Below are 14,283 nucleotides of genomic sequence, written 5' to 3' on the forward strand. Positions count from 1 at the left end.
TTTCCTTGGCAGCGGACCCCGCCGCTTTTCCCGCGGACCCGATTCCTGCACCGAAACCACGAAGAGCTGCACCTGCAACGGATGACCCAGCAGCGCGAGCAGCCTGGGCAGCCGCAAAGCCTGCGCCCGCCGCACCCGCTGCAAGGAACCCGGCGCCCGTGGCGAAGGATGCCGCTTGGCCGCCGTGGCGGATCGCCTCCATTCCGCCCGAAACCGAGGCGCCCTGGACAACGCCCTGCATGATGTTCGGCACATAAATCGCGACAATGAAAACGACGACGGCAATGCCGGCAATCGCAAGCGCGGTCTGGAATTGTTCGCCAATGTCGGGTTGGTTTGCCAATCCGATCAGAACCTCCGATCCGATCCGCGAGATCATGACCAGTGCCATGAGCTTCATTCCGACCGAGAAAGCATAGATCAAATATCGGACAGCGAAGTCTTTGGTATAGGAGGAACCGCCCAGGCCGAGCATGATCGTGCCGGCGAGCAGGCCGATATACATCTCGACCATGACAGACACGAAAATCGCGGCGACGAGCGAGAACGAGATGACAACGACGACCATCGCAAAAGCGGCAGAGATCGCCAGCGCATTGTCCTCGAAAAGCCCAAACTGGATCTTTTCCGACATCTTGGTGGCGACGGCGAGTCCGGCATTGAAGACATCGGCCGGCGAAGCGGTGCCGCCTCCGGCGCCGATCTGGAACAGGCTATCAACTACTGCCTTGGCGAAGGTCGGCCCTTGTGCCAACACGAAAGCGAAGAAGCCGACGAACATGATCCGCCGGACGAGCTCGGCGAACCAGCTGTCGAGCGATGCAGCTTGTATCGCGAGCCAGACGGCAGCTATGCCGATCTCGATCGTTGCCAGGATCCAGAAAAGCGACTTCGCCGCATCCATGACGGTTGTTTCCCAACCCTTCGCGGCCGTTGTAATCTGGCTTTGCAATGAGGTTAGCACCGAGCCTTCCTGGGCGAGGGCTGGCTGAGCCGCCAGCACGCATAAGGTCGTGAGCAGGATCGCAGCCCTGAGCCGTTGAAGAGATATTGCCGTCATCTCCTCACCACTCGACTYTCATTTTTTCGCCGCCAGAGGTCGGATATTTCTTCGACGAGCCGAAGAACTGGTCACGACGCTCCTGAGCAACCTGCTTTTCGGAGATGAGCAGCCAGATGCCAGCGCTGCCGGCCGCCAGGAAAATCGCGATTGCGACTAGGATCGATTTTGTTCTCACCATTCCACCTTCATTTTTTCGCCGCCGRAGGTGGACGGTGCCGTTCCGCTGAAGAATTTCTCGCGACGCGCCTGCGCGAGGTCCTTGTCGGTCTGTTCAGTCTGGAGCCAGGTGCCCATCATGGTCATCTGCTGGGATACCAGGCCACGAAGCTTCTGCATCTGTGCGACCTGCTGCGCGGCGATCTCGTGTCCGACCTGCAGAGCCTTCATCTGCCCGTCGGCGGTCTCGGACATGGACCGCAGCGAAGACATCGTGCCTTCTTCGGTGTCGAACTGCTCTGCCGTCAGGCTCGCGGCCTTCAGCGTGCTGGCGATCGTGTCCCGGTTGGTGTCGGACCAGGTCTGATAGCTTGACGAAAAGCTCTCGGAGTTAGGCAGGTTGGTCTTGAGACTGGAATAGCTCTGGAAGCGCTGCTGCAGCACATCGTCGGCATTGCCCATGGAAAATGAGATGCTCTGGCCCTGGTCGACGATGCTGCGAAGCTGATTGAGATCGCTTTCGACCTGTCCCCACGTATGCGAGGGAAGCGTCGCGGTGTTTTGCAGCAGGTTCTGGTAGATATTGAGCTGGGTTTCGATCTGTTGCGCCAGCTGGCTGATCTGGGTGAGCTGGTTCTGAATTTGCTCGCCCGATTTCCCGACCAACGCGACCAACTCGCCGTTGTTCAGGACCTGCGTCCATTCTGTGGCGGCACCAGTGGCGGTGCCGGCATCTGCGGGCACGGCGGTGCCGGCCATCAATGCGACTGCCGCCAGACCGGCGAGCAATCTATTCGAAGTTGAGCAGCGATACGGCATCGTGAACTCCTCTCGTTTGAAGCCAGTGGATCGGCCAGTCGTGGCCATGTTCGGAATGGAGCGCGCGGATGCGCTTCAGGTCTTCCTTGCCGGAGGCCCCGACAAAACTGAGCGCCACAGGGCCGAGCGCCATATCGAATAGCCGCCGGCCTTCGGGGGTGACCACGTAGTATTCGCGCTTGGGAGTAGCGTTCGAGACGATCTCGATCTGCCGCTCGTTGAAGCCGATCCGCTCGTAGAATTCGCGCGTCCCAGGCTCACGAGCGGCGCCGTTCGGCAGGCAGATCTTCGTCGGGCAGGATTCCTTCAGGACATCGATGATTCCGGAGCGCTCAGCGTCCGAGATGGACTGCGTGGCAAGCACGACGGCGCAGTTGGCCTTGCGCAGCACTTTAAGCCATTCGCGGATTTTGTCGCGAAACACCGGATGACCGAGCATCAACCAGGCCTCGTCGAGGACAATCAGGCTAGGCGAGCCATCGAGACGCTTTTCGATCCGGCGGAACAGATAGGTGAGAACGGGCACGAGATTGCGCTCGCCCATATTCATCAGCTGTTCGATCTCGAAGGTCTGGAAGGCGCGGAGGGTCAAACCGTCCTGTTCGGCGTCGAGCAACTGACCCATCGGTCCATCGACCGTGTAATGATGGAGCGCGTCCTTGATCTCGCGCATCTGAACGCCGCTCACAAAGTCCGAAAGCGATCGGCCGGCTACGCTCGCCATCAAACCAATCTGACGCGAGATAGCGTTGCGGTGATCTGGAGTGATGGCAACGCCCTGCAGCGCAACCAGCATTTCTATCCATTCCGTCGCCCATGCGCGATCACTATCGGTCGCGAGCTCCGAGAGTGGGCAGAAGGCCAGCGCCTCTTCGTGAGCGTCGCCGCCGATCTCGTAGTGATCGCCGCCTGCGGCGAGTGTCAACGGCAGGAGCGAGTTCCCCTTGTCAAAGGCGAACATCTGGGCGCGATCGTAGCGCCGGAACTGCGCTGCGATCAGTGCCAGCAGCGTCGACTTGCCCGAACCGGTCGGCCCAAAGATCAGCGTGTGACCGACGTCGTCGACATGGAGGTTCAAGCGAAACGGCGTCGAGCCGCTGGCCACCTGCATCAGCGGCGGAGAGTTCGGCGGGTAGAATGGGCACGGTRCGACAGGGCTGCCCGACCAGACAGAGTTGAGTGGAATGAGATCGGCAAGGTTGCTGGTGTTGATCAGCGGTTCGCGGATATTGCAATACCAGTTGCCCGGCAGACTGCCGAGAAAGGCGTCGGTCGCGTTGAGCGTTTCGATCCGCGCCCCGAAACCCTCGGCCTGGATCAGCCGGCGGACAGCCTCTGCCTTCTCCTGCAAGGCTTCGCGATCGTGATCGAAGAGGACAATGACCGGGGTATAGTAGCCGTATGCCACCAATTGTGAGGAAGCCTGGGCAATGGCGTCCTCGGTCTCGGCCACCATGCTCATGGCGTCCTGATCGACTGAGCGGCTTTGCGTCTGGAAGAGTTGATCGAAGAACGGCCTTACCTTCTGCTGCCACTTCTTGCGGGTGCGTTCGAGTTTCTGCCGCGCCTCTTGTGCGTCGAGAAAAATGAAGCGCGATGACCAGCGATAGGTAAGCGGCATCAGGTCGAGGCTATTGAGAATCCCCGGCCAGCTCTCCGCCGGCAGACCGTCGATCGCCACGACGCCGAGAAAGCGGCCTTCGACCTTTGGTGTCAGCCCATGCTCAAGCTCGGCGGTGGCGATCCAGTCGAGGTACATCGGCGCATCCGGCAGTCGGATCGGATGGTTTTCGCCGGTGATGCAGAAGCGAACGAATTGCAGCAGCTCGTCGTAACGGGCGACCCGCTCCCCTCCCCTCTCGACGACTTCGCGCGTTTCCATCCGGCGTATAGACAGGGTGTTGGCAAGATACTGCTCGATCTCGCGCACGGCGTTCTTGAAGACGAACAGCACCGTGTCCGCATAGCTCTTCTTGCGGCTCTCCTCGTCCGAGTAGATGTATTTGCTGAGCGCCGTCTTTTTGGACTCGAGCGGCCGATATGTGAGGACGAGCGCGTGCTTGCTTTCGAAATGTCCCTGCACGCGCGCGAAATGCGCCCGCCGTTCGGCGTCGATCGCGCGCGTGACCGTGTCGGGAAAGTGGCAACGATCATCTGACGGATAGTCGAACGTCGGAATGCGGACCGCTTCGACTTGGATCATCCAGCCGCTTCCGAGCCTCGACAGTATTGTATTGATCTGGCGCGAGAGTTCGTTGCGCTCCAGATCCGTCGCGCTTTCGGAATCCGGGCCGGCAAAGTACCAGCCGGCCATTAGGCTCCCATCTTTCAACAGGAGCACACCATTGTCGACCAGACCGGCATAGGGAACGAGATCCGCGAAGGACGGGCCAGTGGCCCGGAAGCGTTTGAGCGCGACCATGTCTCCTCCTCAATACCGACGCCACGGCGAGGAGGTCGCCTTGTAGTAATGCTTGTAGGAGATATGGCGGACATAGACTTGCCGCATGAGCGGGTCTGCTTTTGCCATCATCCTCAAGACGCCGACGATGACGATCCAAATGGCAACGCCGAAAAGGGCGGAGTATGCCGTCAGCACTACGAAAATGAGAATGCCGGCAGCAAGCCCGGTGAGCAGCACCAGCTCCCGGTCCGCGCCCATCAGCAGGTTCGGGCGCGACAGGGCGCGGTGAATGCGGTTGCGTTGCAGTCCGGACAAGGTCTCAGCCATGACCCCCCTCCCCTGCTGAGCTTGGATCGATGGACGTGGCGCGCTCGTCAGGCGCTCCGATCGAGGCGCCGGTGGCGCCGAAAAGGCCGACGATGTTCGTCGCGCCGAGAAGGATGCCGGCGACAAGCACCACATAGACGAGCCGCCGCGCGAAATCGTTGAGTTCGCCCCCGAAGATCAGCATGCCGCCGGCGATCGCCACTGCTGCAAGCGCGATGGCACCGGCAACCGGGCCGGTGATCGATTCCTGGATTTGTTGCAGTGGTCCTTCCCATGGGAGGCTGCCGCCCGAACTCGCCAATGCAGGGGCAACCGACGCCAGGACGATCGGCGCTACAAGGAGCGCGGCGGCGATAGTAGCGTTCTTACGCGACATGACGCGCCTCCTGTTCTTCCGTGAGCTCATCGGATTCGATTTCGTATTGGCCGTGTGCGTAGCGCTCGACCTGAATGACATCGCGAACGCGTCGGCCCCTTGCCGTCCGTTCGATCGAGATGATGAGATCGACCGCCTCGCCGATCACCTCCTGCATCGGCTGTTGGCTGGCTTCGGCGGTCAGTTGCTCAAGGCGGCGGAGCGCCGACATTGCAGTGTTGGAATGGATGGTCGCGACGCCACCAGGGTGGCCGGTATTCCAGGCCTTAAGCAAAGTGAGCGCAGCGCCGTCACGGACTTCGCCGACGACGATCCGGTCGGGACGCAGCCGCATCGTGCTCTTTAAGAGCCGCGCCATATCGACAGTATCGCTTGTGTGGAGAAGGACAGCGTTGTCGGCTGTGCATTGGATCTCCGCGGTATCCTCGAGGATGACGAGGCGGTCGTCCGGCGCCGACTTGACGATTTCGTTGATGACGGCGTTGGCAAGCGTCGTCTTGCCCGAGCCGGTGCCGCCGGAGATGATGATGTTGAGCCGAGACGAAATCGCGCTGCGGATCGTCAACGCTTGCTGCTCGCTCATCACGCCCGAGCGCACGTAATCCTCAAGCGGGATCAAGCGTGAGGCGCGACGGCGAATGGTGAAGGCCGGCTTGGAGACCACAGGAGGCAACAGTCCTTCGAAGCGATGGCCACCGATCGGCAGTTCGCCGGAGACGATCGGCTGCTCGCTGTCGACCTCGGACTGGAGCGAATGCGCCACGGTTCCGATAATCATTTCAGCACTTGCGGACGACATTTCTCCGGCGGGTGCAACGCCATGACCAAGCCGTTCGATGAACAGTTTGCCGTCCGGATTGAGCATGATTTCGACAACAGTCGAATCGTCGAGCGCGACGCAGAGCTGATCGCCCAGCGCCTCCTGAAGTTTGCGCACGAGTCGAGGATGAGAACGAAGCTGGTTCACGGTTTTCTCCCTTATGCTGCCTGACCCAGCGGACCATCAAATTGCGAGCGATAGCTGGACGGACGGAGCCTCAGAAATGTTTCTACGTTCACCGGAAGGATCCCCGCGATGGCTGTAGTCACGCCTATACGGCTCGGATCGCCGATGCGCTGAAGCGGCCAGCCGACACGTCCGAGAATGCGTTCGAACCGCAGGTCGGTCACAGTCACGATCTCGGTGATGCCGTTTGCGAGGCACCACTCGATGATGCCCGCAAACATCGTCAGCGTTGCCTCATGCACCGAGCCTGCCCCCCTGCCCTCTTCAAGGGTCGTGTCCACGCAGAAGCGGGAGCTCTCGATCATTGCAGGGTGTGCGTTCAGTCCGTCGCTCGGTAGCAGCGACGAAAAGACGTTCGCCACCATCGTTAGGCCGGCGGCCGGCAGAAGCCGGGCGCAACCGCTAACGTTGCCCAGGTCGGAAACGGCCAGGATGTAGGTGGGGTCAAGAGAATCGAAGCCGTCCGATTCCTCACCATCTACGACGTTGACCTCCCAGCCCAGCCGCTCCGAGAAGACGCGAGCGCGTAGCTGGTGATGTTGCTGGATGAGCTGAGCTTCGTGAACATTCCGCGGTTTGTTGAGCGCGAAAACCTGCATGAATTTCTCCGTCGTCGTTGATCGGCGGAGAAGTCAGCATGGAACGGAATTGCGTGGTAGTTGGAGGATCCTGCAATGTTTTGCGAGTGAGTCGGGCGGCAGTGGCCGCGGAGTTTGGTGAAATCAGGTCCCATCACGCCCAATGCGGCTAGTTAGGGTTGCAGGATTCACAGATAAACAGATCGAGAACATAGCCAAAGGCCGGGCCTGTTAACTCCGCGAATATTAACGGAAAATCGGGGGCTATCAATGTTTCTGGCGCGGCGGCGTTAACCTTTCGTTAACCTAAAACCGCTTGCTCAAAATTCAGAATCGGCTCTAATGGTTAGTGGCGGAACTTTACCGGTTTCGCGAAAAATACCGCCACTTGCAGGAAATGGGTTTTGAGATGGCGAAGACCGCCGCAAAAACAGCGCCAGTCGTTGAAGGACTGACCGCATTGATGGAGCGTCACGCCGACGCCCTCTCCAGCCAACTTCAGGCGCATCATCTCAAGGTATTCCCGCCCACGGCTGAAAAAGGCATTCGATCCTTTGCGCCGTCAGAGGTCTCAAAACTGCTCGGCATCGGTGAGTCTTATCTTAGGCAGACTGCTTCGGAAATGCCAGAATTGCACGTGAGCATGAGCCCCGGCGGTCGACGCACGTTCACGATCGAAGATATCCATGCAATCCGCAAGCACCTGGACCAGATCGGCCGCGGGAACCGGCGCTACCTGCCCCATCGTCGCGAGGGCGAGCAGCTTCAAGTTATCTCGGTGATGAATTTCAAGGGTGGCTCGGGCAAGACGACGACAGCCGCGCATCTGGCGCAATATCTGGCGATGCGTGGCTACCGCGTCCTGGCAATCGATCTCGATCCCCAGGCAAGCCTTTCCGCACTCTTCGGCAGTCAGCCAGAAACGGACGTCGGTCCGAATGAGACTCTTTATGGCGCCATCAGGTACGATGACGAGCAGGTTCCGATCGAGCAGGTTGTGCGAGGAACCTACATTCCGGACCTCCATCTCATTCCGGGTAATCTTGAACTGATGGAGTTCGAGCACGACACCCCGCGCGCCCTGATGAGCCGGAAGGAAGGCGACACGCTTTTTTATGGTCGTATCAGTCAAGTCATCGAAGACATCGCGGACAACTACGATGTCGTGGTCATCGACTGCCCTCCTCAACTGGGCTATCTCACGCTTTCGGCTTTGACCGCCGCGACGTCGATCCTGGTCACTGTCCATCCGCAGATGTTGGACGTGATGTCGATGAACCAGTTCCTGGCGATGACCTCGAATCTCCTGCGCGAGATCGAGAATGCGGGCGCTCAGTTCAAATTTAATTGGATGCGCTATCTAATCACGCGCTTTGAACCGAGTGACGGGCCCCAAAACCAGATGGTTGGCTATCTTCGTTCGATCTTCGGTGAAAACGTGCTCAACTTTCCGATGCTCAAGACAACTGCTGTTTCTGACGCTGGCCTGACAAACCAGACGCTGTTCGAGGTTGAGCGTGGTCAGTTTACGCGCTCGACCTACGATCGCGCCTTGGAGGCGATGAACGCTGTCAACGACGAGATCGAGACTCTGATCAAAAAAGCCTGGGGTAGAACCACATGAGTCGGAAGCACCTTCTCGGCGTCTCCACAGACGCGCCCGACACTACATCAGTCGCTGACAATAGAGCGGCCAAGACTCGGTCGATGCCGCTTCTCGGCGTGGCGAGAAAAGAACGTGATCCTGCGACCAAGCTGACGGCAAATATCGGCAACGCACTGCGTGAGCAAAATGATCGTCTTGGCCGTGCCGAGGAGATTGAACGGCGGCTCGCGGAAGGTCAGGCCGTCGTTGAACTGGACCCATCATCAATCGAGCCGTCGTTCGTTCAAGATCGTATGCAAGGTGATATCGACGGTCTCCTTGTGTCGATCCGGGAGCAAGGACAGCAGGTCCCAATCCTTGTGAGGCCTCATCCGGAAGGAGGTGGCCGATACCAGGTTGCCTTCGGCCATCGCCGCCTGCGCGCCGTGTCAGAGCTCGGACTGCCGGTCAAGGCGGTCGTTCGCGACTTGACGGACGAGCAATTGGTCGTGGCCCAGGGTCAGGAAAACAACGAACGCGAAGACCTCACCTTTATTGAAAAGGCGCGTTTCGCGCATCAGCTGAACAAGCAGTTCTCGCGAGAAATCGTCATCGCTGCCATGTCGATCGACAAAAGCAATCTGTCGAAGATGCTCCTACTTGTCGACGCCCTCCCCTCCGAGCTGATCGACGCAATTGGGGCCGCTCCAGGAGTCGGTCGCCCCAGCTGGCAACAACTCGCCGAACTGGTCGAGAAAGCAGGGTCGCCAGCGGACGCCGTCAAATTTGCGAGTTCGGCAGAGGCTCAGACGCTGCCATCAGCGGATCGGTTCAAGGCGGTGATCGGACACCTGAAGCCGCGTCGTATTGCGCGCGGTCTGCCGGAGGTCATGTCGACCCCGGATGGGAACAGACTTGCGCAGGTGACACAGAGCAAGAGCAAGCTGGAGATCACGATCGACAGGAAGGCGACGCCTGAGTTTGCCGCCTTTGTACTCGAACATTTGCCGGCGCTTTATCAAGAGCACCGTGCCAAGCATCAACAGAAACAGGGAGAGTAACCCGCAAAAGAAAAGAGCCCCCTCAACGTTGCCGTCGTGGAAGCCCTTCTGTCTCTTTAGCACGAACAGAATCGCATTTCCTCGAATCTTCGTCAAGAGTCTTTGGCACCGTTTTGGTGAGCGGATTTCTTTTGCCTGCTGAAAGGTGAAAGACGATGCAGACGGGAAGTGTGACGACGCCATTCGGGCGGCGGCCGATGACGCTCGCGCTCGTGCGGCGCCAGGCGGCCTTGGCTGAGATTAAGCAAGGCAAGACAGCGGACAAGTGGAAGGTCTTCAGAGATGCCTCCGCGGCTATGGAGTTGCTGGGAATTCAGTCCAATAGCCTCGCGGTTCTTGACGCGCTGTTGAGTTTCTATCCTGAGAATGAGTTGCGCCAGGACGCGCAACTGATCGTCTTCCCCTCGAATGCTCAGCTTGCACTTCGGGCGCATGCAATGGCGGGCGCGACTTTGCGCAGACACATCGCCATCTTGGTGGAAGCGGGTCTCATCGTTCGGAAGGATAGCGCCAATGGTAAGCGCTACGCCCGCAAGAACGGTGATGGCGAAATCGAGAGCGCCTTCGGCTTCGATTTGTCGCCGCTGCTGGCACGCGCCGAGGAGTTGGCGATGCTGGCGCAGCAAGTGACGGCCGATAGAGCGGCATTGAGACACGCAAGAGAAAACCTGACCATCTGCCGCCGCGATGTCCGCAAGCTCATCACCGCAGCGATGGAAGAGGGTGTTGATGGAGATTGGCAATCGATCGAGGACGTCTACGTGGCGCTTGTAGGACGAATTCCGCGGGTTCCGACGCTCGCAGGCACCACGACCATCCTTGATGAAATGGAGATGCTTCGCGAGGAAGTCCTCAATCGATTGGAAACGCTCGAAAATTCTCAAAATACTAGCACCAATGGCGCTCATAGCGAGCAGCACATACAGAATTCAAAATCCGAATCCTTCAGTGAACTTGAACCTAGCTCTGAAAAGGAGCAGGGGGCAAAGTCGAGTTCGAGCCGCCAACCGAAGAATGAACAGCAAAGGGCTTTCCCATTAGGGTTGGTGCTCAAGGCATGCCCGACGATCGTGGACTACGCGCCGGGGGGCATCGCGAGCTGGCGTGATCTGATGTCTGCTGCGGTGGTCGTTCGATCTGTGCTGGGGGTTAGCCCTTCCGCCTATCAGGATGCCTGCGAGGGGCTGGGCCCGGAAAATGCGGCGGTGGCGGTTGCGTGCATCCTGGAGAGAGCGAATTTCATCAACTCGGCGGGAGGCTACCTGCGTGATTTGACGCGGCGCAGTGAGCGGGGGGAATTCTCGCTTGGACCGATGATAATGGCATTGCTGAAGGCCAACGGGCAGGGGAAGAATTTGAAAGCTGGATAGGTTTGCCCGATCGGCATCCAAGCCTTCACGATTTCGGTCGTGGTCAGCTGACCACAAATCTAACACTTTGGCGGACAATGGCTTTCGAAGATGAGCACCGCAAACGCGGTCAAGTCTTGCTGTCATGTCATTTGGTGGCGAAGGCAATCGATCGCACCTCGGAAGGCCAAGGCCAACGGTATCGGCCGGCCAGGAACGAGGGACGTCTGAGCGGAGGCTTACCTTGTGTCGGCGTCTCTGTGTGGTTCGACGTACTGCCTCCTAGTGCCCGGTGCGGCGAGTAGTGGAGGACGACCTCTTCTATTGGCGGACAGGCAACGCGGGGCTATGAGAGCCACTGCAAGTCGGTCAGAGGCTTGATGCTCGGCTCTATCTCGGCAAATTCCTCAAGGCTCGCTTGACCAAATCGATCCCTTTGAAGCCGCTAAAAAGGGAGGCCTGATGCGGGTGCGCGATGGCATGTTCCTCGGTGGTCAGCTGACCACCGTCCTAATATCTTGAAATAAAAGGGCTTTCGGCGACGGCCATTTCAACTCAATGACCTCTACTTCCGCGTAAATCTGAGTGTACTCCCGAGATGGATTCTGGAAGAGACGTATAGGCAGCTGGAGCGCATAAGTCGTGAGGTGAGGTATGCCCCTCAATGGTGATCGACGAAAGAGGTTCCGAGCGGATCCTAGAGGGGAGCAGTAAACTTGGAAGCAGCGCTGGGGCTGGGCAGGCCGGCATAACTTGCCATCCGCATATTAGGCGATCTACTAGCGGCAAGGCGTTATCAGCGTCCTGCACCGTGCTTCCATCAATAGAGCGATAAAGTGACCGAACCAACTCCAACTAATCAAATTGCTGCTTTTCGTGCGAAATTAGATAAAGCTGTTGCGCAAGGGCGGCGGCAGCGAGAAAAGGTCGAGCGGGAGAAATCGAAGGCTCGCGCCAATGCCTCCAATTATGAACCTGCGATCGTAAGTTTCATCGACGTGCTGGGTTTCCAGGCGCTCCTCAATTCGAGAACTCCTGCCGAGATTCACAACATCATTCTCGATCTGCGGGAATTTTCCACGCCAGATGAGTTACCCGCGAGACGAATGAAGGACGTCCGGCTGAGCAGTCGAGCGTTCGCGGAGTCGGTGTCGGACGCGGTGGTGCGTGTCCGTGTTTTTGATACGCAATATGCTGATGGGGCGCTGTTCAACGAGTTGCTAGACCTTCTCCACATCCAGATACAATGCATTAACAGCGGAGTATTGATCCGAGCCGGGGTCGCGATCGGAGACGTGCATGTTGGCTTAAATGGAAAAGGCCCAATCTTCGGACCGGCGATGGTGCGCGCTTACGAAATCGAGAGCGAGGAAGCCATGTATCCGCGGATTGTCATTGACGAAGCCGCATACAGGCTCTTCCTCGCGGACAGTCGCCTACATAATGAAAATCACGATCCGGAGGAGGAAGCGAGTTATGTCAACGGACTTCTTCGAGTTGGCGAGGACGGTACGCGGTACATAGACTATTTGACTGCCGGCGAGGGGGAATTCGACGACTTCGCGAGTTACCTTCAATTCATGGAAAGGCACGCTGACTTGCTGCGCCGGAACTTAGGCACAACGCATCGACCGAACGTCCATCGTAAATACGTGTGGCTTGCGCGTTATCACAATGACGTTCTGGAAAAGATGCGAGCCGAGTTTGAAAGCGKCCAGCGTTCGCTGCAGTCCTTCCAAGCGATCTGCAGCCGGGACGCTTTGGCTTGCCTCGATGCGCTAATCATAGAGCTAAGCTGATTGGCATCTGGCCACTGGCGTCGGGGGGAAACGTGCTGGGCGTGGACGTATCCGACCGTTGATCAGCAGTGCGCGCGTTAGCGCCGCAGGATAGGCCAGTCCTGTGCCCGGTGGCCGACGCCAGGAACGCCGGTCGGCCAGGGCGCGTTCGACATCCTGTTCTCTCGTTTCGGAGCGATGTTCTTAGACGATTCTAAAGGGGCATTCGCGCGCATATGCGCCGCGCGCTGCGGCCGTGCGGGTGGGTCGCTTTCGTCTGCTGGCGCGGCGCGGACGAGAACGATTGGTTGCGCTTCGATGGGCGCGATCATGGGCATGGTCCCGTCGACGGCGCCGCCCGATCCCGAAGCGCCTGGCCCTTCTTGTTCGGCGACCAGGGCATCCTAACGGCGGCCCGCTGGCACGCGCGCTCGCTTATCAGCCTGGCGACATCCCCGCCCGCGTCGCCTTCGCGGCCGCCGCGGCATGCGGTCGGTGATGATTGACGACACGGCGCGGATCGTCGCCGCGCGCAATTCGGCAAGCTGAAAGGGACTAACATGGGGAGACGCCCGTCTCGACGGCTCGGCGGCGGGTTCGCTTCCGTATGAGAAGTCGCCGCCATCACCGCGGGCACCTGCGCCGCGATCCACGCTCCCTCTCGATGGGCGGGCCGCCGCCATCGCAGGCGCCGGAAGAACTAGCGCCCGTGTGCCAGGTTGAAAGCTGTCCACCGTAGCTGCGGACCGATGGCGAATACCGTTGCCTAGCGCTCCAGATCCTCAAAAGCCAAGTGTGGACGTCGATGCGATCGGATAGCGGCGCGAAACACCCAGCCGGCGCTCGCCCGATGAATTGCGCTGTCACCGGCGAATAAGGCCAGAGCGGTGGGCTTCGTCCAGCAGGTCTCGAACGGATGAGGGCTGCCACTTCTTGCCGCCACGCGCAGGCCGTTCTCCCATCTGGTCCAGTTGCGCGCCAATGTCGCGAAGTGACAGATCGGGATCGGCAATAGAGATCGCCGCCGCCAACTTCATGAGGTGGTCCTCGGGGGCGCGACGCGGGGAGCGGGCCAGAAGTTCTTTCTCCGCGAGCTTTTCGCGAACCAGGCGATGAACGGCGCGACGAAGGCGCTCGACGGTCCAGTCGTGACCGCGACGGTTGAGTACCCGCACGACATTATCCCAGCTATGTTGCGGGCGCAGTTGTCGCACCATTGGCAGCCACATCTGCGCCGACGCGATGAGCTCATCGAGATAAAGTTTCTCCCGCGCTCGTGAAACTGCCCTGATCGCCTCCGGACGCCGTTCTCGCAGGCCCGGGTTGCCAGGAAGTTTACCGCGAGCCTTCGCCGCCTTGATGCCGGCTTTGGTGCGTTCGGCGATCAGCGCCCGCTCGAGCTGCGCGACCGCGCCGAGGACCTGGAGGGAAAACATGCCCTGTGGCGTTGACGTATCGATCGGGTCCCGTATTGACCGGAAATGCACGACCCGCTCCTCGAGGTCCTCGATGACGGACAAGAGATGGCTCACCGATCTGGCCAGTCGATCGAGGCGGACGACGACCAGGACGTCGCCCGCGGTGAGTTCGCCGAGCATCCGCGTCAACACCGGTCGAGCCCGCGATGCGCCGGAGCCGTGCTCCTGATAGATCCGATCGCAGCCGGCTGCCCGCAACTCATCGATCTGGGCATCGTGGATCTGATCGTCCGTGGACACCCGGGCGTAGCCGATCAGCCGCTTAGGAGGCTGGTGGATGTTAACGGTTTGTCGCTTTGCCAT

General features: G+C 59.5%; 13 protein-coding genes and 1 pseudogene. 5 read left to right on the forward strand and 9 right to left on the reverse strand.

Annotated elements, in window-relative coordinates:
- The 8 genes from trbL to traI all read right to left on the reverse strand — a co-directional run.
- A partial coding sequence (trbL, locus tag QD461_RS33695; protein ID WP_414091312.1) for a P-type conjugative transfer protein TrbL occupies positions 1-1,060 on the reverse strand: 1,060 nt, incomplete at its 3' end.
- 4 nt (positions 1,061-1,064) lie between these two features.
- Positions 1,065-1,241 carry an entry exclusion protein TrbK gene (trbK, locus tag QD461_RS33700; protein ID WP_414091313.1) on the reverse strand — a complete coding sequence of 59 codons (177 nt, stop codon included), beginning with the start codon at positions 1,239-1,241 and terminating at the stop codon, positions 1,065-1,067.
- Positions 1,235-2,038 carry a P-type conjugative transfer protein TrbJ gene (gene trbJ, locus QD461_RS33705; protein ID WP_414091314.1) on the reverse strand — a complete coding sequence of 268 codons (804 nt, stop codon included), beginning with the start codon at positions 2,036-2,038 and terminating at the stop codon, positions 1,235-1,237. Before trbJ ends, trbK begins: the two co-directional genes overlap by 7 nt.
- Entirely contained in the window at positions 2,010-4,460 is a 2,451-nt protein-coding gene (locus QD461_RS33710; protein WP_414091315.1) for a conjugal transfer protein TrbE, read from the reverse strand. The genes trbJ and QD461_RS33710 overlap by 29 nt, the downstream gene beginning before the upstream one ends.
- A gap of 9 nt (positions 4,461-4,469) precedes the next feature.
- Positions 4,470-4,769: a conjugal transfer protein TrbD gene (locus QD461_RS33715; RefSeq protein ID WP_028753543.1), complete on the reverse strand. Its 300-nt coding sequence runs from the start codon at positions 4,767-4,769 to the stop codon at positions 4,470-4,472.
- Complete coding sequence (locus tag QD461_RS33720) at positions 4,762-5,145, reverse strand: TrbC/VirB2 family protein (RefSeq protein ID WP_028753542.1); 384 nt, start codon at positions 5,143-5,145, stop codon at positions 4,762-4,764. Before QD461_RS33720 ends, QD461_RS33715 begins: the two co-directional genes overlap by 8 nt.
- Entirely contained in the window at positions 5,135-6,112 is a 978-nt protein-coding gene (gene trbB / locus QD461_RS33725) for a P-type conjugative transfer ATPase TrbB (protein ID WP_028753541.1), read from the reverse strand. The genes QD461_RS33720 and trbB overlap by 11 nt, the downstream gene beginning before the upstream one ends.
- An 11-nt stretch (positions 6,113-6,123) precedes the next feature.
- Positions 6,124-6,750 (reverse strand): acyl-homoserine-lactone synthase TraI, encoded by a 627-nt coding sequence (gene traI / locus QD461_RS33730; RefSeq protein ID WP_028753540.1) that lies wholly within the window; start codon positions 6,748-6,750, stop codon positions 6,124-6,126.
- Positions 6,751-7,138: 388 nt separating this feature from the next.
- Here traI and repA point away from each other — a divergent pair, with 388 nt between their 5' ends.
- From repA to QD461_RS33755, 5 genes and pseudogenes are all read left to right on the forward strand, one after another.
- Entirely contained in the window at positions 7,139-8,353 is a 1,215-nt protein-coding gene (gene repA / locus QD461_RS33735) for a plasmid partitioning protein RepA (protein WP_028753539.1), read from the forward strand.
- Positions 8,350-9,375, forward strand: a complete 1,026-nt coding sequence (gene repB / locus QD461_RS33740) for a plasmid partitioning protein RepB (RefSeq protein WP_028753538.1) — start codon at positions 8,350-8,352, stop codon at positions 9,373-9,375. The genes repA and repB overlap by 4 nt, the downstream gene beginning before the upstream one ends.
- A 155-nt stretch (positions 9,376-9,530) precedes the next feature.
- Complete coding sequence (gene repC, locus QD461_RS33745) at positions 9,531-10,745, forward strand: plasmid replication protein RepC (RefSeq protein ID WP_028753537.1); 1,215 nt, start codon at positions 9,531-9,533, stop codon at positions 10,743-10,745.
- A gap of 815 nt (positions 10,746-11,560) precedes the next feature.
- Positions 11,561-12,523, forward strand: a complete 963-nt coding sequence (locus tag QD461_RS33750) for a hypothetical protein (RefSeq protein WP_414091316.1) — start codon at positions 11,561-11,563, stop codon at positions 12,521-12,523.
- 23 nt (positions 12,524-12,546) lie between these two features.
- Positions 12,547-13,051: pseudogene (locus tag QD461_RS33755) on the forward strand (class I SAM-dependent methyltransferase); the annotation flags it as partial.
- A gap of 314 nt (positions 13,052-13,365) precedes the next feature.
- Here QD461_RS33755 and QD461_RS33760 read toward each other — a convergent pair.
- Positions 13,366-14,283 carry a recombinase family protein gene (locus tag QD461_RS33760; protein WP_028753534.1) on the reverse strand — a complete coding sequence of 306 codons (918 nt, stop codon included), beginning with the start codon at positions 14,281-14,283 and terminating at the stop codon, positions 13,366-13,368.

The sequence above is a fragment of the Rhizobium sp. BR 314 genome, from assembly GCF_047445805.1.
GTDB lineage: Bacteria > Pseudomonadota > Alphaproteobacteria > Rhizobiales > Rhizobiaceae > Rhizobium > Rhizobium lusitanum_B.